The following is a 22,121-nucleotide window of genomic DNA, read 5'->3' as shown; positions in this document are numbered from 1 at the left end:
TCAAAAATCTGTGATCAACCCCAATCCCTGTGGGAGCGAGCTTGCTCGCGAAGAGGGCGTGTCAGTCGACTGAAATGTTGGCTGACCCACCGCATTCGCGAGCAAGCTCGCTCCCACAGGTTTTTTGGTGATATTCAAGTCCAGGGTGAGTTGCGGATGACCTCGACAAAGTTCATCGGCTTGAACCCCGGCTCCTGATCCTTCAGCACATCCGTCTTCACATTGCCGAATGTGGTCTGCGGGCGATGACGCAAGCCATCGGCAAACGCGCAGATGATGCATTCCTTGAAACCTTCCCCACGCGGGTGCGCATGCACCACCGCTTCACGCTGCACGGTGCTGAACGCCGCGTAATCCATGCCCAGCACATCCATCTCCACACCAGCCGTCACCAGCGCAACGGTCGGGCGCAGATGCTTCGGCACGCCCGGCGTGGTGTGCAAGGCAATCGACAGCCAGACCTGTTCGATATCGTCATCGCTCAACCCGTACGGTTTGAGAAACGCTGCTGCCGCGTTCGCGCCGTCGACTTCAAAACGCTCGTCATCACTGCGATGACCTTCGACCAGACCGAGGTCATGGAACATTGCGCCGACGTACAACAGCTCCGGGTTGTAGGCCAGTTGCTGGCGCTCACCGCTCAGTGCGCCGAACAGGAATACCCGACGCGAATGGTGGTAGAGCAGGTCGGATTCGATGTCGCGGATGTACTCGGTGGTGGCCCGGGCGAGGGCGCTGTCGGGGATTTTGATGCCGGCAATGGTCGTGCTCATGGGAGGTTTCCTCAGTGAACGCCGTCGTGGCGCTGATGAGGAAAGTCTGTTCCCGAGGCTGAAACCGGACAATCGATCCATGGCTGCGATCCTTGCCAATCCACCTGTAAATCGTGCCAACTCGGCTCAGAGACCAAAAAGGAGCCTCCCAGCCATGAGCAAAACCGTCGCCATCGTGGTGTTCTCCGGTGTGCAGTCGCTGGATGTGAGCGGCCCGATGGATGTGTTCGCCGAGGCCAACCGCTTCCTGGCGCCCGAAGATCACTATCGGCTGCAGGTGATCGGCGTCGAGCACGGCCCAATGGCCTGTTCCAACGGCTTGACCCTCAATGCCCATCGGCATTTCAGCGAAGCACTCGACTCCTATGACCTGCTGCTGGTTGCCGGTGGTCCGCAATTGCCGTTCATGGATTTCGGCGCGACGTTCGATGATTGGCTGCGCGAGGCCTGTTCACGCTCGCAGCGCTTCGGTTCGATCTGCAATGGTGCGTTCATGCTGGCGCGAGCAGGGTTGCTGGAAGGGCGCACCGTCACCACGCACTGGAACGATGCCGAGGCGTTGGCGCAGTTGTGTCCGTCAACGCGGGTTGAAGCGGATCGCCTGTACGTCGAGGACGGCACGCTCTACACCTCGGCCGGGGTGACGGCGGGGATTGATCTGTCGCTGTACCTGCTGGCGCGAGATTACGGCGCTGACGTAGCGCTGAGCGTGGCCAAGCGTTTGGTGGTGTTTACGCAGCGCTCCGGTGGGCAGTCGCAGTTCAGCCCGTTTCTGACGCCGCATGCAGAGCCGACATCGGCGGTAGCGATGGTGCAGCTGTATGTATTGGCCAATCTCACGGGCGATCTGACGATTGCTGATCTGGCCAATGCGGCGAACATGAGTGCGCGTAACTTTTCCAGAGTGTTCGCCCGGGAGGCCAAAGTCACCCCGGCGGAGTTCGTCGAGCGGGCGCGAGTGGATGCGGCGCGGGTGATGCTGGAAAGCACGGCGGCGCCGTTGAAGACCGTGGCGTATCAGTGCGGGTTTCGGGATGCGCAGCATATGCGCGGGGTGTTCAACCGGCGGTTGGGGGTTACGCCGCAGCAGTTTCGGCTGAATTTTGCGGCGATGGTTTGACCCTCATCCCAGCCCTCTCCCAGAGGGAGAGGGGGCCGATTCGGGGAGATTGGCGAGATACGCCGACCTGAGCGAGCGGTTGTGAATCCATAATCGACACCGCTCTTTCAGGTCGATGTATGACAAAAGACACCTCGGTCAGTCCCCTCTCCCTCTGGGAGAGGGCTAGGGTGAGGGGATCTTAAGGCGCCGCCCGCGCCGGCAACAACTTCAAGGTACTGCGCGTATTCGCCGTCACTTCTTCTGCATTGAAGTGCGCCTGCACATACATCCCGTCGACATACGCCTCAGCCTGATCGTCATAGTGGCTGTCGAACGGCACACCGCTCTGACCGACCGGGTTGATCGTCACCCCATGCGCCGGATCGGCAAAGTCCACCAAGCGTCGTGTCGATGGCCCGTAAGTCACCGGCCACGGCGCCGGGCCGATCCTCGCCGAGAGGTTGTTCGGCACTTCGTGACTGCCTGGCGCCGCAAATGGCCCGACGTTGAAAATGCGGTCCAGTGGCTTCTGCTGTCCCAGCGGATGGCCGTGAGTCAGCGTATGCGCCGCGCCCCATTTCCACTCGGCAGAGTTATCGCCGAGGGTCAGCTTCAAGTGCTGCATGCTCGCCTGCCACGCCGCGCGGACGATATCGGCGCGGGTCTCCTTGTTCGGTGTGCTGCGGTTATCCCACCACGGAGAATCGGCATTCGCCGCCAAGCGCGGCAGCGCCGCATCGATCACTCGCGTCGACAGCAATGTCTCGAAAAAATCATTGCCCAACTCATCACGCATCGCCGCATCGGTCAGGTCGTAGAGGAACTGGTTGAACACCGTCGCATTAACCGAATCCAGCGGATAGTCGCCCGGCCACTGCGCCAGTTGCTCGACCAGTTTCAGTTGCGCCGGATCGCTGACCACCTCACGCAGCACCGGTAGCAACGGTGCAAGCAATCGCGGGCCATAACCGGTCGCCGTGCCCAGTTGCAGTTTCTGGTTGGCCTCATTGGTCCACTTCACGCTCTTGTCGCTGAGCTGACGATTGAGTTGTTGCCCGCGATCGGCGAGGTTGTAGTAACCGGGAATCTCCATGCCGGTCGGCGACAGCGGCTGGAAGTTGGCCGAGACGATGTAGCCGCGCGCCGGGTTCTCTTCCTGCGGGTTGGCACTGAACGGGTAGAAACCGTCCTTGTCGGCCTGATTGCTGCTTCCGTCGAGAATGAATCCCGGCCGCACCCCGGCCGGGCGCTTGGGCAGCAACGCCGAGGCCCACCAGGCGATATCGCCTTTGGCGTTGGCGTAGACGAGGTTCAGCCCCGGTGCCTGCACCTTGGCTGCGGCGGCGCGGGCCTTGGCCAGCGTGTCGGCGCGGTTGAGCTGGTAGAAGCCCTCGAGGATCGGATTCGGCGTTTCGAGGAAGGCCCACCACATGGCGATCGGTGTCTTGCCGGCGGCGGTGCCGAGCGCATCGTTGATGATCGGGCCATGAGGGGATTGGCGCAGGGTGAGGGTCACAGGCGACTGTCCCTTCACATTGATTTGCTGCTCGGTGACGACCATGTCGGTCCACTGGCCGCGATACCAGACCTGATTCTGATTGTCCGGGTTGACCTTCTCGGCAATCAGATCGAGATCGTCGTTCTGGAACATGGTCAGGCTCCAGCCGAAATCGAGGTTGTGCCCCAGAAACGCAAACGGCACCAATGCCTGATGATGGCCGTACAGGTCAAAGCCCGGCGCCGACAATTGCGCCTCGTACCACACCGACGGCACCGAGAAGCGAATGTGCGGGTCACCGGCCAGCAGCGGTTTACCGCTCTGGCTGCGGCTGCCGGCAATCACCCAGGCGTTGCTGCCTTCGAACTGCGGCAAACCATTGTCGATCAGCGCTTGTTCGCTGAGGCGGGCGAGGGCGTTGAGGTCTTTCCAGTCGCCAGCGGCAAGTGCCGGCGCTGGCTTGGCGTGACCGTTGACCAGCACACCTTTGGGCTGCCAGTCGAGGTCGAACACGTTGAGGTAATCGGCGCCGAGCTGATCGCGCACGTAGGTCAGCAGCGGCTCGGTACGAAACGCCGCGGCAAAGCTATAGGCCATGTAGCCAGCGACACTGATGCTGTCTTCTGCCGTGAACGGCCGCTTGGGGATGCCCAGCACGTCGAACTCGATTGGCGCGGCGTGGGTGTCCTGATATTGGTTGATGCCATCCAGATAGGCTTGCAGGCCTTTCCACGCCGGTGACTGTTTATCGAGACTGGCGACATAACTGGCCGCGCGTTCGCGGATGCGCAGGCTGCGGAACAGTTTGTCGGTGTCGAGCAGCTTCGGCCCGAGCACTTCCGCCAGTTCACCACGGGCAAGACGGCGCATGGCTTCCATCTGGAACAGCCGATCCTGGGCATGCACGTAGCCGAGGGCGCGGTAGAGATCGGTTTCGTTCTCGGCGCGGATGTGCGGTACACCGCGTTCGTCATAGCGCACGGTCACCGAACCTTGCAAGTTGCGCAGTTCGACCTGGCCCTGGCGCGTCGGTTGTTTGCTGTAGACATACCAGCCGACGCCGGCCAGCAGAACAACGATGAGCAAGGCAAGAACGGTGAACACGCGCTTCATGGTGACTCCTTGTGCATGCGGGAATGCCGCCCGTCGGGCTGCAAACAATTAGCACAGACCTTCTGTGCCGTGCAGCGCTGTCCTTGAAAAGTCCGGAATGCCTTACGGCGTTTCCACCGGCCACGGGCAGTAACAACCGACCGCCAGGGTGTGCGTGGCATTGACCGGGCGATCTTCCGTCAGGGCATTCAAAATCGGTTCGATAAAGCTGTTGCTGGAGTTGCAGGTCAGGCCTTCGCTGTACGGGCCGAAGTACGCCAGTTTGCCGCTGCGATCCCAGATTGCCACAGCCGGGCTGGCGGGCACCTGTTCGGAGCCGGGCAATATCGTGATGGTTTTCAGACTGCTGAGGGTGGCGGGCAACTGCCCGTGGCTGCCAGTCTTTTGCACCGCGAAGAACTCGACGCCCTTGGCGCCGAACTGCTCGACCATCTCGGTCAGATGCTGTTGGTTGCCAACGTTGCACGGGCAAGCCGGGTCCCAGAAGTGCACCAGGCGAATCTTGCCGGGACCGGCGAGATTGTCCGGCAGGCGCAGCGGATCACCGGAAAACACCGCCGTGTGTTCGCTGAATGCGCGCAGATAACGCCCTTGAAACCAGTCGTACGCGGCCCACAGCACCCCGGCGCAAATCAGCGCGAGCAGGCTGGCAAACAGTGCGGTGCGGTAGGGCGAACGCATGGTTTTCGTTCCAGAAGAGGTGGGCTAGCTTGCCATGCTTGCTCCGACAGATGAATATCGCAGGCCGATAAAGTCTGTTCATCGCTTTGGAATTCCCGCATGCCTGCCACTTTCGATCCCGATCAAATCCGCGCCAGCCTCAAGCCTCTGGCCGAGTGGCAGCCGTTGTCGGACGAGGCCAAGGCTTATCAGCGGTTTTATAAAACCGATTTTCCCCATCGCGATGTCTGGCGTGGCATGGGCCGTTTCGAGGTCGATGGCTATGAAGTGGTCAGCCATTGCTGGTGGCCGGAGAAGGTCAAGGCGACGCTGTTTCTGCTGCACGGTTATTACGATCACGTCGGGCTTTACCGGCATGTGATCGAGTGGGCGCTGGATCAGGATTTCGCGGTGATCGCCTGCGATTTGCCGGGCCATGGCCTGTCGAGTGGGCCGCGCGCGAGCATTCGCGATTTCTCCGAATACCAGGACACCTTGCAAGCGCTGTTCGCCGAGGCGCAGTCGATTTCCCTGCCGCAGCCGTGGCATCTGTGCGGGCAGAGCACCGGCGGGGCGATTGTGGTCGATCACCTGCTTAACCATGCTGAAAACAGCCCAGCGCAAGGCCAGGTGATTTTGATGGCGCCGCTGGTTCGGCCGCGAGCGTGGGGCTGGTCGCAGCTGAGTTATTACCTGCTCAGACCTTTCGTCAGAGGTGTCGCGCGACGTTTCAGCGAGAACTCCAACGATCCGGATTTCCTACCGTTTCTGCAGGCTGATCCGTTGCAGCCACGACGCCTGCCGACGAAGTGGGTGGGGGCGTTGTCGCGCTGGATCATTCGCGTCGAACACGCGAAAAAAAGTCCGCGACGGCCGCTGATCATTCAGGGGCAGGCGGACATGACCGTGGACTGGCAGCACAATTTGCAGGTATTGAAATGGAAGTTTGATCGACCGCAAATTCTGCTGCTGGCCGAGGCGCGGCATCATCTGGCGAATGAGACGGTGGAGATGCGTGAGGAGTATTTCGAGTTTTTGAGCAAGCGGATCAGGGGCCGGAATCTCTAGCGCCTGTGAGGGCCCTTTCGCGAGCAAGCTCGCTCCCACAGGGGCTTGGGGATGTTCACAATTTTATGTTCGCTGAAGATCCAAATGTGGGAGCGAGCTTGCTCGCGAAGGCGGTTTGTCAGGCAACAAGGATCACTGCCCGACCGCCAACCCTGCGCGAATCGCCGCCAGCGCCGCCTGATAGTAGGCCTTGCCTTCAGTCGACTCGGCAAACGTCGCGAACTCTTCCAGCTCTTCATCCGACAAGTCGCGATAGACGTAAAGCAACGTGTTGTTCATGTCCGCGCCGATCTGATCCATCAAACGCTGGCGCTGACCATTCAACATGCCCTGCGCCTGACCGCCGCCGAGCAGTCCCGGGATCATCGAACTCAAACTGTCCGCCGCCACGCCTGCAATCGCCAGACTCACTTCGGCGCCGGCTTCACGTGCCGGCAAGGCTTGAGCAAGGTGGCCGATGATCAGCAGTCGGCTGTCGCTGACCTGCATCTTTGGCAGGCCCTTGGCGTTTTTCGCCAATTGATCGCGACGGGTCGCGAGCAATTCAGCCGCGACGATCTTTTTGCCCAGTGGCGATTGGAAGAAGGTCAGCGCCGGTTTCGGGTCGGCAAGCTTCTGCCGCAGTTGCGCTTCGGCGCGCTGATCCACGGCCTGCGGAGCAAAGCGCTGATTGCTGTTGTTCACCAAGGCCTGAAACACGGCGGGCGGCAGGCTGTTCTGATAGCGCTGCTGTGCGGCGCTCAGGGCGTCATTGAAATGCGCACGTTGATCTGGCCAGCCGGCGACCTTGTACAACTGATCGTGGCCGTCCGCCCAAGCGGGCAAAACGCAGAGCATCAACAGTGAAAAAAGCAAACGGCGCATAGGGACTCCTGTCAGCAGCGGACTATTCTCCGTGCGGTGCAGGTACTTGTCGAGAATTCGTATCAAGCCGCCGCGTGGCTCTGTCGGATTTCTTGCCGCCGACATACTATGCGCGCCATGCAAATATCCTCTGAACACCCACTGCTGTTACGCATTGTCGATGACCTGGCCGACCACGGCTGGTCGCAGCAGAACATTTTCCTGCCCGCCGGTTTGACCCGCGAGCTGGCGGCCGAGTGCCGTAAACGTGAGGCCGAGGGTGAGCTGGCGCCAGCGGCGGTGGGGCGTGGGCCGTTCTCGGAGATCCGCGAGGGGATTCGTGGCGACCACATCCAGTGGGTCGATCCGGGGCAGGCCGAGGCCAGCGACCGCTATCTGAACCTGATGGAGAGCCTGCGCGAAGCACTCAACCGTGGCTTGTTCCTCGGTCTTGAAGACTTTGAGTGCCATTTTGCCTTGTATCCGCCCGGCGCTTTTTATCGCAGGCATGTCGACCGTTTTCGCGACGACGACAAGCGCATGGTCTCAGTGGTGGTCTACCTCAATGACGCGTGGCTGCCGGAGGATGGCGGTCAGTTGCGCATGTACCTGAATGATGAGCGCGTGCATGACGTGCAGCCTACTGGCGGGTGTCTGGTGGTGTTTCTCTCTGGTGAGGTGCCTCATGAAGTGCTGCCGGCGAACCGCGAGCGCCTGTCGCTGACTGGCTGGTTTCGTCGCCGTGGCAACGAGCCGTTCTGAGATGGACAGGATTCTGGTCAGTCGCTGCCTGCTGGGCCATCGCGTGCGTTACGACGGTGGCGCGAGCGGACCGTTTGATCTGCTGGAGCAGTGGATTGCCGAAGGGCGGGTGGTGCCGTTGTGTCCGGAGGTGGCGGGAGGATTGCCGACGCCGCGGGCGGCGGCGGAGATACCGGGTGGGCAGGGGGGTGAAGTGCTGGATGGTGTCGCTGCGGTGATTACTACCGATGGCGAGGATGTCAGTGCGCAGTTTCTCGACGGTGCGCGGCAGGCGTTGGCGCTGGTGCAGAAGCACGGGATTCGGGTGGCGGTGCTTAAGGCCAACAGTCCTTCTTGCGGGAATCTGCTGACGTATGACGGGACGTTCAGTGGCGTCAAAGTCAATGGCGAGGGCGTGACGGCTGCGCTGCTCAAGCGCCATGGTGTGCAGGTATTCAGCGAGCTTGAACTGCCGCAGGCTGCGGTGGCTCTGGCGGGTTTGGACTGATCCGGAATCGTTGCCCTCACCCCAGCCCTCTCCCAAGGGGAGAGGGGGTCGACCGAAATGTCTGGCGCTATTCATCGACCTGAAAGACCTTGTCGATTATGGATTCGGCAAAGTAGGTTCAGGTCGGCGTACCTCTAAAACATCCCCCATTCAGTCCCCTCTCCCTCTGGGAGAGGGCTAGGGTGAGGGGCTTTCAAGGCTTCAACCACTTCTCGGTCAGCGCTGCCAGGCGCCCGTCGTCCTTGATCCGCTGCATCGCACTCGCAAGGCTGGCCTGAAACGCCGGATTACCTTTCTGAAACGGTATCGCCAAATTCACCGGCTCCGCCGCTTTCGGCTTCTCTTCCGTCAACGCCTGCACCAACACCATCGGCCGTGGCTGCTCATCCTTCTTCGCCAACAACTGCGAATCGACCTTGCCGTACGGCTCGCTGAAGTCGAAACGATCCTTGAGTTCGGGTGTCAGTGCTATGTGGTTGAGCGCGACGTCGTACTTGCCGCTTTCAACGCCCTGGAGCAGATCGGCCTCGTCGGTGACGATGAAGTCGGCGCGTACATCCAGTTCGTTGGCCAGCAGTTGCCCAAGCTCGACCTCGAACCCCGTGAGGGTGTCGCCTTCCTTGAAATTGAAGGGCGGTGTATTAGCCTCAAGGGCTATGCGCAGCTCGCCACGGTCGTTGACGTCATCAATCAGTTCGGCGTGGGCCAGTGGGCTCAAAAGGGGTAGCAGGCAGATCAGGCCAGGCAGAAAACGCATGGTCACTCCTTTGAAATCATTATCGCGACGCTCTGAGTCAGGCTCGCTTTGCTATGGTTGTCGAGTGCCTTCGACAACGAATGGTCATGAAGTTGTCATGACCGTGCGGATTTTACGGAAAAACTGGAGAAGAAAATGAAAAGCTTTATGTCACGTGCAGCGTTCGCGGGTGTGCTGATGGGCGTTTCGGTGCTGGCCAGTGCGGCGACACCGGCCCCCAAAGGCGCTGAAGTGTTCATCGTTTCTCCCAAAGACGGGGCCACGGTTTCGCAGACCTTCACCGTCAAATTCGGTACCAAGGACGTCGCACTGGCGCCGGCCGGTGACGTCACCAAGAACACCGGTCACCATCACCTGCTGATCGACGCCAAGGAAATTGTTCCTGCCGGTTCGGTCGTCCCTACCGATGCCAACCATATGCACTTCGGCAAGGCGCAGACCCAGGCTGACATCAAGCTCGCCCCGGGCAAACACACCTTGCAGCTGGAACTTGGCGACAGCGGTCACATGGCATTCGACCCGCCAATCGTCTCGAAGAAAATCACCATCAACGTCGAATAAGTTTTCGCCGTGCATGAAAAAGGGAGCCCGAAGGCTCCCTTTTTTGTCGCTCAACGCTTGATCAGAACAACACACGGCTACGGATAGTACCGTTGATGTGCTGCAGCTTCTCTTGCGCCAGGTCCGAGTACTCGGCGTCGACGTCGATCACCACGTAGCCAACCTTCTCGTTGGTCTGCAGGAACTGACCGGAGATGTTGATGCCGTTTTCGGCGAAGACCTTGTTGATCTCGCTCATCACACCCGGGATGTTCTCGTGGATGTGCAGCAGGCGGTGTTTGCCAGGGTGAGCCGGCAGGGCCACTTCCGGGAAGTTCACCGACGAAACGGAGGTACCGTTGTCGCTGTACTTGACCAGTTTCTCTGCCACTTCCAGACCGATGTTGGCTTGCGCTTCGGCGGTCGAACCACCGATGTGCGGGGTCAGGATCACGTTATCGAGGCCACGCAGCGGGCTTTCGAACTCTTCGTCGTTGGAGCGTGGCTCCACCGGGAAGACGTCGATGGCCGCGCCGATCAGGTGCTTGTCCTTGATCGCGTCCGCCAGAGCGTCCAGCTCGACCACGGTACCGCGAGCAGCGTTGATCAGGATGCCGCCCTTCTTGATGGCGCGGATTTCCTTCTCGCCGATCATCCACTGGGTCGCAGCGGTTTCCGGAACGTGCAGGGTGACGATGTCGGACATGCCCAGCAGTTCGGTCAGGCTACCGATCTGAGTGGCGTTGCCCAGCGGCAGCTTGGTCACGGTGTCGTAGAAGTACACCTGCATGCCCAGACCTTCAGCCAGAACCGACAGCTGAGTACCGATCGAGCCGTAGCCGACGATGCCGAGTTTCTTGCCACGGATCTCGAAGGAGTTGGCTGCGGATTTGATCCAGCCGCCACGGTGGCAGGAAGCGTTTTTCTCCGGGATGCCGCGCAGCAGCAGGATCGCTTCGGCCAGTACCAGCTCGGCAACGGAGCGGGTGTTGGAGTACGGCGCGTTGAACACGGCGATACCGCGCTCACGGGCAGCACTCAGGTCGACCTGGTTGGTGCCGATGCAGAAACAGCCGACCGCAACCAGCTTCTTCGCGTGATCGAAGATCTCTTCGGTCAGTTGGGTGCGCGAACGAATGCCGATGAAGTGAGCATCAGCGATCTTTTCCTTGAGCTGGGCTTCCGGCAAGGAACCTGTCAGGTATTCGATGCTGGTGTAGCCCGCCGCCTTGAGGACGTCGACAGCCGATTGGTGGACGCCTTCGAGAAGAAGGAACTTGATCTTGCTCTTATCGAGAGAAGTCTTGCTCATCTGCGTAAACCTGTATCCCGGAGAAAAATGGCAGGAAATGGTCAACAGACGCTGACCCGGACGACAAGAATGTCGTCTCCGCGGATCTGGCCTTGGGCACTGTCCTGCGGGGTCGATATGCTAGCATAGCCTCCCCGCTAAACACTCATTCCTGCGACGTGAAGCGTTCTCAGGATGACCATGAATTGTTCGAGAGTTCTGTCGATGACCAATCCTGCCCTGATTGATGAACTGAAGACCCTGGTCGAGCCTGGCAAGGTCCTGACCGACGCCGACTCCCTGAATGCGTACGGCAAGGATTGGACCAAGCACTTCGCCCCGGCGCCCAGCGCCATCGTGTTTCCCAAGACCATCGAGCAGGTGCAGGCCGTGGTCCGCTGGGCCAACGCGCACAAGGTTGCGCTGGTGCCATCGGGCGGGCGCACCGGGCTTTCCGCCGCCGCCGTGGCCGCCAACGGCGAAGTGGTGGTCTCGTTCGACTACATGAATCAGATTCTCGACGTGAACCTCACCGACCGTACCGCCGTTTGTCAGCCGGGCGTGGTCACTGAGCATTTGCAGAACGTTGCCGAAGAAAAGGGCCTGTACTACCCGGTCGACTTCGCCTCGGCAGGTTCCAGCCAGATTGGCGGCAACATCGGCACCAATGCCGGCGGGATCAAGGTGATTCGCTACGGCATGACCCGCAACTGGGTCGCCGGCATGAAAGTCGTCACTGGCAAGGGCGATGTGCTGGAACTGAACAAAGACCTGATCAAGAACGCCACCGGTTATGACCTGCGCCAGCTGTTCATCGGTGCTGAAGGCACCCTCGGTTTCGTTGTCGAGGCGACCATGCGCCTTGATCGTGCGCCGAAGAATCTCACCGCGATGGTCCTCGGCACCGCCGATTTCGACTCGATCATGCCGGTGCTGCATGCCTTTCAAGGCAAGCTCGATCTGACCGCCTTCGAATTCTTCTCCGACAAGGCTCTGGCCAAGGTCATGGGCCGTGGCGACGTACCGGCGCCGTTCGAAACCGATTGCCCGTTCTACGCGTTGCTGGAATTCGAAGCGACCACCGAAGAAGTGGCCAACAGCGCGCTGGAAACCTTTGAGCATTGCGTCGAACAGGGCTGGGTGCTGGACGGCGTAATGAGCCAGAGCGAAACCCAACTGCAGAATCTGTGGAAACTGCGCGAATACATTTCCGAAACCATCTCGCACTGGACGCCGTACAAGAACGACATCTCGGTCACCGTATCGAAAGTGCCAGCGTTCCTGAAGGAAATCGACGCGATCGTCGGTGAACACTATCCGGACTTCGAAATCGTCTGGTTCGGCCACATCGGCGACGGCAACCTGCACTTGAACATCCTCAAGCCGGATAACCTGAGCAAGGATGAGTTCTTCGCCAAGTGCGCGACCGTCAACAAGTGGGTGTTCGAAACCGTCGAGAAGTACAACGGTTCGATCTCCGCCGAACACGGCGTCGGCATGACCAAGCGCGATTACTTGACCTACAGCCGCTCGCCGGTTGAGATCGAGTACATGAAAGCGGTGAAAGCGGTGTTCGACCCGAACGGCATCATGAACCCGGGCAAGATTTTCGCGGTTTGATCGGCAATCTTTGATGAATCAATGAAGGCAGGAGTCGGTAAATGAGCTATCAGCACCAGTACGTCGACGGCACGCGCATCCACTTCCCGATCGGGAAAGTCGTGTGCATTGGCCGTAATTACGCCGAACACGCCAAGGAACTGGACAACCCGGTGCCTACCGAGCCGTTGCTGTTCATCAAGCCGGGCAGTTGCGTGGTTGAGCTGGAGGGTGGATTCGCCATTCCGACCGAGCGCGGTTCGGTGCACTACGAAGCGGAAATCGCCGTGTTGATCGGCAAGCCATTGTCGACCAAACCGAGCCGTGAAGAAGTGCTGGATGCGATCTCCGGTTTCGCCCCGGCGCTCGATCTGACCTTGCGCGACAAGCAGGCCGAGCTGAAAGCCAAGGGCCTACCGTGGGAAATCGCCAAGTCGTTCGACGGCGCGGCGGTGCTTGCACCGTTCGTGGTCGGCAGCACTTTTGCTGACCTGACCGACATCGGTATCCGCCTGACCATCAACGGCGAAGTCCGTCAGGACGGCAACAGCAGCGCGATGCTCAACCCGATCGTGCCGATGATCCAGCACATGGCTGGTTGCTTTTCGCTGCAGGCCGGTGACGTGATCCTCACCGGCACGCCAGTCGGCGTTGGCCCGCTGAACGTGGGCGATGACATCGTCCTCGAACTGGTCGGTGCGAGCAGCTTCACCAGCAGCGTGCGCTAACCGCAACACTGCAAATCCCCTGTGGGAGCGAGCTTGCTCGCGAAAGCATTTTGTCAGTCAACAAAGATGTCGACTGACACTCTGCCTTCGCGAGCAAGCTCGCTCCCACATTGTTTTGTGCTGCCCTGCAGACCGCTGGCAGTGCAGGGCAATCCCGCCATTTGCCGTTTTTTTCACATCCTGTACGGATAATTCCTCTCATTCTGGCGTCTGAGCCGGCCTCTTTGTGCTATTACCCTTAGCCTGAATTTTCGGAACGCGTCCCTCGATGTCATCTCAAACTCAGCTCAAACCCACTCGCCGTTCACGTTTCGCCCTGCGTTGGTATGTCTGGCTCTTGCTGGTGATTGCCGCCGCATACGCCTTGGCGTTTGCCATGCACTGGGATGATCGCGGTGTGCTTTGGCTGCAGGAGCGCTTCGAAAGCCAGGCCGAGCAGAAAGAAAGCATCTGGCTACCGGACTATCGAGTGGTGATCGATGCCAAGCCGCTCAAGGGGATGGAGAAGGACGAAGCTTCGGATCTGGCGTACAACCCACAGACCAAAACGCTGTTTTCAGTGATGGGCAAAAACCCGTTTCTCGCTGAGCTGACTCTACAGGGTGATGTGCTGCGCAAGATGCCGTTGGTGGGCTGGAGCAACCCGGAAGGCCTGACCGTCATGGAAAACGGCTTGATGGCGATTGTCGATGAGCGCCAGCACATGCTGTCGATCGTCAAGGTCGACGCCAATACCCGCGAATTGAACATCGCCGACTTCCCCAAATACGATCTCGGCCCGTCGAAAGACCAGAACAAAGCCTTCGAAGCGATTACCTGGGATTCCCACAACCAGCAATTGCTGCTCGGTGAGGAGCGGCCACCGGCGCTGTTCACCTGGAAGAGCGACGGCAGCCAGACCCTCAAGGGCGACAAGCAAAAACTCGCCAGTGATGAACTGGATATTCGCAATCTCTCGGCACTGGCGATCGATCCCCGCACGCGTCACACCCTGGTGCTCTCTGCCGATTCACATCTGCTGCTGGAGCTGGACGAGAAGGGCGAGCAAGTCAGCTTCATGACCCTGCTCGGCGGCTTCAACGGTCTGAAGAACACCATCCCCCGCGCCGAAGGCGTGACCATGGACGAGGTAGGCACGCTGTACATGGTCAGCGAGCCGAACCTGTTCTATCGCTTCGAAAAACAGCAATAAATGTCCTAGCGGCAATTTCAGACAAGTCTGATTGTCCTGACAGGCAAGTGGCCATTAAGCTTCAGTTCAGACGGGCGTGATATTTCATCCGCCTGTCTTGATCCCGAGCCCGCCCGAATGCGTCGACTTGCCCGTCCCAAACCTCTGATGATCATCCTGTCGGTGATTGCCCTGATCGCATTGATCGCGCTCGGCCAATACATGCGTCTGTTCGAACGCGCCTGGTTCAACCTGCACACGTTGTTGCAGCCGCAGAGTAGCGAGTCGATCGGGCTGGATCAGTATCGCGTCGAGATTGAGGCTCGGGTGATTGACGGGCTGGACGATGATGTCTCGGCGCTGACCTTCGATCCGGTGCGCAAAAGCCTGTTCACCGTGACCAACAAGAATTCCGAGCTGGTCGAACTGTCGCTGGAAGGCAAGATCCTGCGGCGCATTGCCCTGATTGGTTTTGGCGATCCGGAAGCTGTCGAGTACATCAGCGCCGACACCTACGTGATCACTGACGAGCGTCAGCAGCGGCTGATCAAGATTCACCTGGAAGCAGACACCACATTCCTCGACGCAGCGGATGCCGAACAGATGACCCTCGGTGTGCATATGGCCAGCAACAAGGGCTTCGAAGGCTTGGCGTATGACTCGGTGGGCAAGCGCCTGTTTGTTGCGAAGGAACGCAACCCGATGCTGATCTACGAAGTGCACGGTTTTCCGCACTTCAATCCAGAGAAGTCCTATGCAGTGCACGTGATCAATGATCCCAAGCGTGACGCCGGGATGTTTGTGCGTGATCTATCGAGTTTGCAATACGACGAGCGCAGCGGGCATTTACTGGCGCTGTCGGATGAGTCGCGGCTGATTCTGGAGCTGGATGTCGGTGGACGGCCGTTGAGCACGATGTCCATCAGTGGCGGTCGGCAGGGTTTGAAGAAGACCGTGCCGCAGGCGGAAGGCATCGCGATGGATGATGACGGGACGTTGTATCTGGTGAGTGAGCCGAACCTGTTTTACGTCTTCAAAAAACCAGCACAACCCTGACCAACACCACAAAACACTGTGGGAGCGAGCTTGCTCGCGAAGGCGTCGTGTCAGCCAATGAAGATGTTGGCTGAACTGACGCATTCGCGAGCAAGCTCGCTCCCACAGGTTTATTCATCTGCCCATAAAGTGTGGGCAGTCTGGATTACTCAGCCTTGAGGGTTTTCACACCTTCGCTAGTACCCAGCAGCAACAGATCCGCCGGACGCGCCGCGAACAAGCCATTGGTAACCACGCCGACAATCGCATTGATTTGCGCTTCCAGCTCCACCGGGTTGGTGATCTGCAGGTTGAACACATCCAGAATGATGTTGCCGTTGTCGGTCAGCACGCCTTCGCGGTACACCGGGTCGCCGCCCAATTTCACCAACTGACGCGCAACGTGGCTGCGGGCCATCGGGATCACTTCGACCGGCAGCGGGAACTCGCCCAGCACCGGCACCAGTTTGCTGGCGTCGGCGATGCAGATGAAGGTCTTGGCCACGGCCGCAACGATCTTCTCGCGGGTCAGGGCAGCGCCGCCGCCCTTGATCAGGTTCAGGTGCGCGTCGCTTTCGTCGGCGCCATCGACGTAGAACTCCAGGTCGCTGACGGTGTTCAGTTCATACACCGGAATCCCGTGGCCTTTCAGGCGCGCGGCGGTGGCTTCGGAGCTGGCGACGGCGCCATCGAACGCACCCTTGTGCTGGGCCAGGGCATCAATGAAGCAGTTGGCGGTGGAGCCGGTGCCGACCCCGACGATGCTCTTGTCGTCGAGTTTCGGAAGGATGAAGTCGACGGCGGCCTGAGCCACTGCCTGTTTGAGTTGATCCTGGGTCATGCGGGCTCCGGAAGCGGGCAAGGAGAGAACGGAAAGGCCAGCATTATAGCCGCAAGCGCGGCTAAAACCTCTGGATTCGTGTGGTCGTGCGGGCAAAAGCCGGGTTAGACTCCTCGGTCCCGCTCAACCGCTCAGTGATGCTTTCCGATGCTCGAACAGTACGTCAAAAAGATCCTCACCTCGCGCGTTTATGACGTTGCCGTAGAAACCCCGCTGCAGAACGCTCGCCAGCTCTCCGAGCGGCTGGGCAATGACATTTGGCTCAAACGTGAAGACTTGCAGCCGGTGTTCTCGTTCAAGATTCGTGGCGCCTACAACAAGCTGACGCAACTGAGCGATGAAGAGCGCGCCCGTGGCGTAGTCACCGCGTCGGCGGGCAACCACGCGCAGGGCTTGGCCCTGGCGGCGAAAGTGCTGGGCGTCAAAGCCACCATCGTCATGCCCAAGACCACCCCCGAAATCAAAGTCGAAGGCGTGCGTTCGCGCGGCGGCAAAGTGGTGCTGCACGGTGATTCGTTCCCGGAAGCCCTGGCCTATTCGCTGAAACTGGTTGATGAGAAAGGCTACGTCTACATCCACCCGTACGATGATCCGCACACCATTGCCGGGCAAGGCACCGTGGCGATGGAAATTCTGCGCCAGCACCCGCAGCCGCTGGACGCGATTTTTGTTCCGGTCGGTGGCGGCGGTTTGATCGCCGGTATTGCTGCATACGTGAAATACCTGCGCCCGGACATCAAAGTCATCGGCGTCGAGCCGGACGATTCCAACTGTCTGCAAGCGGCAATGGCCGCCGGCGAGCGCGTGGTGTTGCCGACCGTGGGCATCTTTGCCGACGGCGTGGCGGTGGCGCAGATTGGCCAGCACACCTTCGACATCTGCAAAGACTACGTCGATGAAGTGATCACCGTCAGCACTGACGAGATCTGTGCGGCGATCAAGGATATCTACGACGATACCCGCTCGATCACCGAACCTGCCGGCGCCTTGGGTGTGGCTGGGATCAAGAAGTACGTCGAGTTGCGCGGCGTCAGTGGCCAGACCTTTGTGGCCATCGATTCCGGCGCCAACGTCAACTTCGACCGCTTGCGCCACGTCGCCGAGCGCGCCGAACTGGGTGAAGGCCGCGAAGCGATCATCGCCGTGACCATCCCCGAGAAGGCCGGCAGCTTCAAGGCGTTCTGCGAAGCCATCGGCAAGCGCCAGATCACCGAATTCAACTACCGCTACAACACCGGCAGCGAAGCGCACATCTTTGTCGGCGTGCAGACCCACCCGGAAAACGACCCGCGCAGCGCATTGCTGGCGAGCCTGACCGAGCAGGGTTTCCCGGTCATCGACCTGACCGACAACGAACTGGCCAAACTGCACATCCGCCACATGGTCGGCGGGCATGCGGCGCACGTGATTGATGAAGTGGTGTTCCGCTTCGAATTCCCGGAGCGTCCGGGCGCGCTGTTCAACTTCCTTAATAAGCTGGGCGGGCGCTGGAACATCTCGATGTTCCACTACCGTAACCATGGTGCTGCCGATGGCCGTGTGGTCGCGGGCCTGCAAGTGCCGCACGACGAGCGTCATCTAGTGCCGGCGGCGCTTGAAGAAATCGGATACCCGTACTGGGATGAAAGCGAGAACCCGGCCTATCAGCTGTTTCTTGGCTGAGCGGCTACGCTGATGGGCATGGCCCAAGGAAGAGAAATTCATGGAAACCCTGACCACCCTGAAAGTCCTTCACGTCGCGGCGACCGTGGTCATACTCGCGAGCGGGCTGGGGCTCGCCGCTCTGACTTGGCGTAATCGCAGCGAAGGGCCGGCCAGCACGATGCAGCGTCCCTGGCTGTTTATCTGGTGTTTGATGCTGATCGGTATGCTGAGCATGCCTTTCACCGGCTGGTGGTTGGTACACCTGATCGGCTGGCCATTGGGGCAGTTGTGGATTTTGGGGTCCAGTGTGATTTATGCAGTGGCCACGTTGAGTGCAGTGTGGTTGTTGGTGCGGCTTAATCGGCTGTGGACTAGCGGGGTAGGTAACCGGAAATTCACGCTGGCGCTGGCGATTGTCAGCGGCATCGGATTTCTCGCCATTGCGGCGTTGATGGGTGCCAAGCCTGTTTAAGGCTTGAGACCGAGTCGACCCCATTCGCGAGCAGGCTCGCTCCCACATTGGATCTGTGTCGTTCACAATACCTTGTGGGAGAGAGCCTGCTCGCGAAGGCGTAATCAGCCGCGCAGCGAAATCACCGGCCAGCCACGCTTCTCAGCCTCCGCCCGCAGATTCGGATCCGGATCAACAGCCACCGGATTCGCCACCTGCTCCAGCAACGGCAAATCATTCATCGAATCGCTATAAAAATAGCTGTCGTCCAGCGAATACCCGGTCTCTTCCAGCCAGCGATTCAGGCGCGTCACCTTGCCTTCACGGAAGCACGGAATATCAGTGCTGCGCCCGCTGTAACGGCCATCAACCATTTCGCACTCGGTAGCGATCAGGGTTTCAACGCCCAGTCGCACAGCAATCGGCGCCGTCACAAAACGGTTGGTCGCAGTGATGATCACTAGCTTATCGCCGGCATCGCGGTGCTTTTTCAGCAGTTCCAGCGCTTGCGGCAGCACGATCGGCTCGATGCAGTCGCGCATGTAATCGCTGTGCCATTGATCGAGCACGGCCATGTCGGTGCGGCCGAGGATCTCCAGACAGAAGTTCAGGTACGCGGCGTTATCCAGTTTGCCGGCCAGGTAATCCTGATAGAACTCGTCGTTGCGTGCTTTGTACGCAATCGGGTCGAGGAAGCCGCGTTCACACAGATAGTCGCCCCAAGCGTGATCGCTGTCGCCGCCCAGAAGGGTGTTGTCCAAATCGAAGAGTGCCAGGCGCATTGCAGTTACCCGCTGATAAGTCTGTAAAAAGGCGACAAGAATACGGTCTTTTCACAAGAGTGCACATAAGGTAGGAAGCTTCGTTGCCGCCTTATCAACCTTTGTGGAACAATGCGGCGACATGCGTTTGCGAGGTTGTGCCCGTGATCGACCCCGATGGTTTCCGCCCCAATGTCGGGATCATTCTGACGAATGACGCCGGCCAGGTGCTATGGGCTCGCCGTATCAATCAAGATGCCTGGCAGTTTCCGCAAGGGGGAATCAACCCTGAAGAGACGCCGGAAGACGCCTTGTACCGCGAGCTGAACGAAGAAGTTGGCCTGGAACGTGAAGATGTTGAAATACTGGCCTGTACTCGGGGCTGGTTGCGCTATCGTTTGCCGCAACGTCTGGTGCGTACGCACAGCCAACCGCTGTGCATCGGCCAGAAACAGAAATGGTTTCTCCTGCGCCTGATCTCCAACGAGCAGCGGGTGCGGATGGATTTGACCGGTAAACCGGAGTTCGATGGCTGGCGCTGGGTCAGCTATTGGTATCCGTTGGGCCAGGTGGTGACATTCAAGCGCGAGGTGTATCGCCGCGCCCTCAAAGAGCTTGCCCCGCGCCTTTTAGCGCGCGACTGACGACGGAGTTCGACCCCGAGCCATGCTCAATACGCTGCGCAAGATCGTCCAGGAAGTTAACTCCGCCAAGGATCTCAAGGCGGCGTTGGGGATTATTGTGTTGCGCGTCAAAGAGGCCATGGGCAGCCAGGTCTGCTCGGTCTACCTGCTTGATCCCGAGACCAACCGCTTCGTCCTGATGGCCACCGAGGGCTTGAACAAGCGCTCGATTGGCAAGGTCAGCATGGCACCCAACGAAGGTCTGGTCGGTCTGGTCGGCACGCGTGAAGAACCCCTGAACCTCGAAAACGCGTCTGTTCACCCGCGCTACCGCTACTTCGCCGAAACCGGTGAAGAGCGTTACGCCTCGTTCCTCGGTGCACCGATCATTCACCACCGCCGCGTCGTCGGCGTGTTGGTCATCCAGCAAAAAGAACGCCGCCAGTTCGATGAAGGTGAAGAAGCCTTCCTCGTGACCATGAGCGCGCAGCTCGCCGGGGTTATCGCCCACGCCGAGGCCACCGGATCGATCCGTGGTCTGGGCCGTCAGGGCAAAGGCATTCAGGAAGCCAAGTTCGTCGGCGTGCCGGGTTCGCCGGGTGCGGCGGTCGGTACGGCGGTGGTCATGCTGCCACCGGCCGATCTCGACGTGGTGCCGGACAAGACCATCACCGACATCGACGCTGAACTGGCGCTGTTCAAGACCGCCATCGAAGGCGTGCGTGCCGACATGCGCGCGTTGTCCGCCAAGCTCGCGACCCAGCTGCGCCCGGAAGAGCGTGCGCTGTTCGATGTCTACCTGATGATGCTCGACGATGCCTCGCTGGGCAGCGAAATCACCACCGTGATCAAGACCGGCCAGTGGGCCCAAGGCGCGCTGCGTCAGGTGGTCACTGAGCACGTCAACCGTTTCGAACTGATGGACGACGCCTACCTGCGTGAGCGTGCCTCGGACGTCAAAGACCTCGGTCGCCGCTTGCTCGCCTATTTGCAGGAAGAGCGTCAGCAGAACCTGGTCTACCCGGAAAAAACCATTCTGGTCAGCGAAGAACTGACGCCGGCGATGCTCGGCGAGGTGCCGGAAGGCACGCTGGTCGGTCTGGTTTCGGTACTCGGTTCGGGCAACTCCCACGTGGCGATCCTTGCCCGGGCGATGGGTATTCCGACGGTGATGGGGCTGGTCGACCTGCCGTACGCCAAGGTCGACGGCATCGAAATGATCGTCGACGGCACTCGCGGCGAGGTCTACACCAACCCGAGCGAAGTGCTGCGCAAGCAGTTCGCCGAAGTCGTTGAAGAAGAGAAACAACTGGCGCTGGGCCTCGACACCCTGCGCGACCTGCCGTGCGTGACCCTCGATGGCCACCGCATGCCGCTGTGGGTCAACACCGGTCTGCTCGCCGACGTGGCGCGGGCGCAGAAGCGTGGCGCCGAAGGTGTCGGCCTGTACCGCACCGAAGTGCCGTTCATGATCAACCAGCGCTTCCCGAGCGAGAAGGAACAACTGGCGATCTACCGTGAGCAGCTCGCCGCGTTCCACCCGCAACCGGTGACCATGCGCAGCCTCGACATCGGCGGTGACAAGTCGCTGTCGTACTTCCCGATCAAGGAAGACAACCCGTTCCTCGGCTGGCGCGGCATTCGCGTCACCCTCGACCACCCGGAAATCTTCCTGGTGCAGACCCGCGCGATGCTCAAGGCCAGCGAAGGCCTGAACAACCTGCGGATTCTGCTGCCGATGATCTCCGGCACCCACGAACTCGAAGAAGCCCTGCACCTGATCCACCGGGCCTGGGGCGAAGTGCGCGACGAAGGCACCGACGTGCCGATGCCGCCGATCGGCGTGATGATCGAAATTCCGGCAGCGGTGTATCAGACCAAGGAACTGGCGCGGATGGTCGACTTCCTGTCGGTCGGTTCCAACGACTTGACCCAGTATTTGCTGGCGGTCGACCGTAACAACCCGCGCGTGGCCGATCTTTACGACTACCTGCACCCGGCGGTGCTGCAAGCTTTGCAGACCGTGGTTCGCGATGCCCATGCGGAAGGTAAACCGGTGAGTATCTGCGGCGAGATGGCCGGTGATCCAGCGGCGGCAGTGCTGTTGATGGCGATGGGTTTCGACAGTTTGTCGATGAACGCCACCAACTTGCCGAAGGTGAAGTGGATGTTGCGTCAGGTCAATCTGAGCAAGGCCAAGGAATTGCTGGCGGAGCTGATGACCATCGACAACCCGCAAGTGATCCACAGCTCGCTGCAATTGGCGCTGAAGAACCTTGGGTTGTCGAAGATGCATCCGCCGGCGGTGGTCAAGGCCCCCTGAAGATCAAAAGCCCCTCACCCTCACCCTAACCCTCTCCCAAAGGGAGAGGGG

21 protein-coding genes are annotated in these 22,121 nt (G+C 60.0%); 13 read left to right on the top strand and 8 right to left on the bottom strand.

All coding sequences use genetic code 11. The annotated features are described in order from the left end of the window. Window positions 1–134: 134 nt before the first annotated feature. Window positions 135–773: an HD domain-containing protein gene (locus tag HUW52_RS29530; protein ID WP_175555584.1), complete on the bottom strand. Its 639-nt coding sequence runs from the start codon at window positions 771–773 to the stop codon at window positions 135–137. 154 nt (window positions 774–927) lie between these two features. Between HUW52_RS29530 and HUW52_RS29525 the strand changes: the two genes are divergently transcribed. Beyond that, the gene (locus HUW52_RS29525) at window positions 928–1,893 is read left to right on the top strand and encodes a GlxA family transcriptional regulator (protein WP_175555583.1); all 966 of its coding nucleotides are present in this window, start codon (window positions 928–930) and stop codon (window positions 1,891–1,893) included. A 181-nt stretch (window positions 1,894–2,074) separates the two neighbouring features. On the opposite strand, the gene HUW52_RS29520 is transcribed toward HUW52_RS29525, so the two are convergent. Then, window positions 2,075–4,486, bottom strand: a complete 2,412-nt coding sequence (locus HUW52_RS29520) for a penicillin acylase family protein (protein WP_175555582.1) — start codon at window positions 4,484–4,486, stop codon at window positions 2,075–2,077. A gap of 102 nt (window positions 4,487–4,588) precedes the next feature. Beyond that, window positions 4,589–5,167 carry a DUF6436 domain-containing protein gene (locus HUW52_RS29515; protein WP_175555581.1) on the bottom strand — a complete coding sequence of 193 codons (579 nt, stop codon included), beginning with the start codon at window positions 5,165–5,167 and terminating at the stop codon, window positions 4,589–4,591. A gap of 99 nt (window positions 5,168–5,266) precedes the next feature. Here HUW52_RS29515 and HUW52_RS29510 point away from each other — a divergent pair, with 99 nt between their 5' ends. Further along, the gene (locus HUW52_RS29510; RefSeq protein WP_016983793.1) at window positions 5,267–6,214 is read left to right on the top strand and encodes an alpha/beta hydrolase; all 948 of its coding nucleotides are present in this window, start codon (window positions 5,267–5,269) and stop codon (window positions 6,212–6,214) included. Between the two features lie 132 nt (window positions 6,215–6,346). On the opposite strand, the gene HUW52_RS29505 is transcribed toward HUW52_RS29510, so the two are convergent. Beyond that, entirely contained in the window at window positions 6,347–7,078 is a 732-nt protein-coding gene (locus tag HUW52_RS29505; RefSeq protein ID WP_016983792.1) for a DUF2059 domain-containing protein, read from the bottom strand. A 108-nt stretch (window positions 7,079–7,186) separates the two neighbouring features. Between HUW52_RS29505 and HUW52_RS29500 the strand changes: the two genes are divergently transcribed. Further along, entirely contained in the window at window positions 7,187–7,819 is a 633-nt protein-coding gene (locus HUW52_RS29500; RefSeq protein WP_016983791.1) for a 2OG-Fe(II) oxygenase, read from the top strand. A gap of 1 nt (window position 7,820) precedes the next feature. Further along, window positions 7,821–8,306 (top strand): DUF523 domain-containing protein, encoded by a 486-nt coding sequence (locus HUW52_RS29495; RefSeq protein ID WP_175555580.1) that lies wholly within the window; start codon window positions 7,821–7,823, stop codon window positions 8,304–8,306. A 193-nt stretch (window positions 8,307–8,499) separates the two neighbouring features. Here HUW52_RS29495 and HUW52_RS29490 read toward each other — a convergent pair whose 3' ends face one another. Beyond that, entirely contained in the window at window positions 8,500–9,063 is a 564-nt protein-coding gene (locus HUW52_RS29490; RefSeq protein WP_175555579.1) for a transporter substrate-binding domain-containing protein, read from the bottom strand. A 135-nt stretch (window positions 9,064–9,198) separates the two neighbouring features. Here HUW52_RS29490 and HUW52_RS29485 point away from each other — a divergent pair, with 135 nt between their 5' ends. Further along, window positions 9,199–9,624, top strand: a complete 426-nt coding sequence (locus HUW52_RS29485; protein ID WP_016983788.1) for a DUF4399 domain-containing protein — start codon at window positions 9,199–9,201, stop codon at window positions 9,622–9,624. Window positions 9,625–9,685: 61 nt separating this feature from the next. Here HUW52_RS29485 and serA read toward each other — a convergent pair whose 3' ends face one another. Continuing rightward, window positions 9,686–10,915 (bottom strand): phosphoglycerate dehydrogenase, encoded by a 1,230-nt coding sequence (gene serA, locus HUW52_RS29480; RefSeq protein ID WP_008085296.1) that lies wholly within the window; start codon window positions 10,913–10,915, stop codon window positions 9,686–9,688. Between the two features lie 204 nt (window positions 10,916–11,119). On the opposite strand from serA, the gene HUW52_RS29475 reads away from it, so the two are divergent. From HUW52_RS29475 to HUW52_RS29460, 4 genes are all read left to right on the top strand, one after another. Further along, window positions 11,120–12,514: an FAD-binding oxidoreductase gene (locus tag HUW52_RS29475; protein ID WP_110718062.1), complete on the top strand. Its 1,395-nt coding sequence runs from the start codon at window positions 11,120–11,122 to the stop codon at window positions 12,512–12,514. 41 nt (window positions 12,515–12,555) lie between these two features. Further along, window positions 12,556–13,221, top strand: a complete 666-nt coding sequence (locus HUW52_RS29470) for a fumarylacetoacetate hydrolase family protein (RefSeq protein ID WP_007913879.1) — start codon at window positions 12,556–12,558, stop codon at window positions 13,219–13,221. 268 nt (window positions 13,222–13,489) lie between these two features. Beyond that, window positions 13,490–14,413: an SdiA-regulated domain-containing protein gene (locus HUW52_RS29465; protein WP_016983786.1), complete on the top strand. Its 924-nt coding sequence runs from the start codon at window positions 13,490–13,492 to the stop codon at window positions 14,411–14,413. A 117-nt stretch (window positions 14,414–14,530) separates the two neighbouring features. Continuing rightward, the gene (locus HUW52_RS29460; RefSeq protein WP_175555578.1) at window positions 14,531–15,448 is read left to right on the top strand and encodes an SdiA-regulated domain-containing protein; all 918 of its coding nucleotides are present in this window, start codon (window positions 14,531–14,533) and stop codon (window positions 15,446–15,448) included. 145 nt (window positions 15,449–15,593) lie between these two features. Here HUW52_RS29460 and rpiA read toward each other — a convergent pair whose 3' ends face one another. Further along, complete coding sequence (gene rpiA / locus HUW52_RS29455) at window positions 15,594–16,268, bottom strand: ribose-5-phosphate isomerase RpiA (protein WP_007913886.1); 675 nt, start codon at window positions 16,266–16,268, stop codon at window positions 15,594–15,596. 147 nt (window positions 16,269–16,415) lie between these two features. Between rpiA and ilvA the strand changes: the two genes are divergently transcribed. Beyond that, window positions 16,416–17,930, top strand: a complete 1,515-nt coding sequence (ilvA, locus tag HUW52_RS29450; RefSeq protein ID WP_175555577.1) for a threonine ammonia-lyase, biosynthetic — start codon at window positions 16,416–16,418, stop codon at window positions 17,928–17,930. Between the two features lie 40 nt (window positions 17,931–17,970). Then, window positions 17,971–18,384 (top strand): DUF2269 family protein, encoded by a 414-nt coding sequence (locus HUW52_RS29445; RefSeq protein ID WP_160042251.1) that lies wholly within the window; start codon window positions 17,971–17,973, stop codon window positions 18,382–18,384. A 104-nt stretch (window positions 18,385–18,488) separates the two neighbouring features. Here HUW52_RS29445 and HUW52_RS29440 read toward each other — a convergent pair whose 3' ends face one another. Continuing rightward, window positions 18,489–19,145: an HAD family phosphatase gene (locus HUW52_RS29440; protein ID WP_016987422.1), complete on the bottom strand. Its 657-nt coding sequence runs from the start codon at window positions 19,143–19,145 to the stop codon at window positions 18,489–18,491. Window positions 19,146–19,288: 143 nt separating this feature from the next. Here HUW52_RS29440 and HUW52_RS29435 point away from each other — a divergent pair, with 143 nt between their 5' ends. Together HUW52_RS29435 and ptsP are read left to right on the top strand one after the other, a co-directional pair. Then, entirely contained in the window at window positions 19,289–19,768 is a 480-nt protein-coding gene (locus HUW52_RS29435) for an RNA pyrophosphohydrolase (protein WP_003229203.1), read from the top strand. 22 nt (window positions 19,769–19,790) lie between these two features. Next, the gene (gene ptsP, locus HUW52_RS29430) at window positions 19,791–22,070 is read left to right on the top strand and encodes a phosphoenolpyruvate--protein phosphotransferase (RefSeq protein ID WP_175555576.1); all 2,280 of its coding nucleotides are present in this window, start codon (window positions 19,791–19,793) and stop codon (window positions 22,068–22,070) included. Window positions 22,071–22,121: the final 51 nt, after the last annotated feature.

It is taken from the genome of Pseudomonas sp. 43A (assembly GCF_013363935.1).
Classification (GTDB): Bacteria; Pseudomonadota; Gammaproteobacteria; order Pseudomonadales; family Pseudomonadaceae; genus Aquipseudomonas; species Aquipseudomonas crudilactis.
This window is presented reverse-complemented; position numbering and strand designations above follow the sequence as displayed.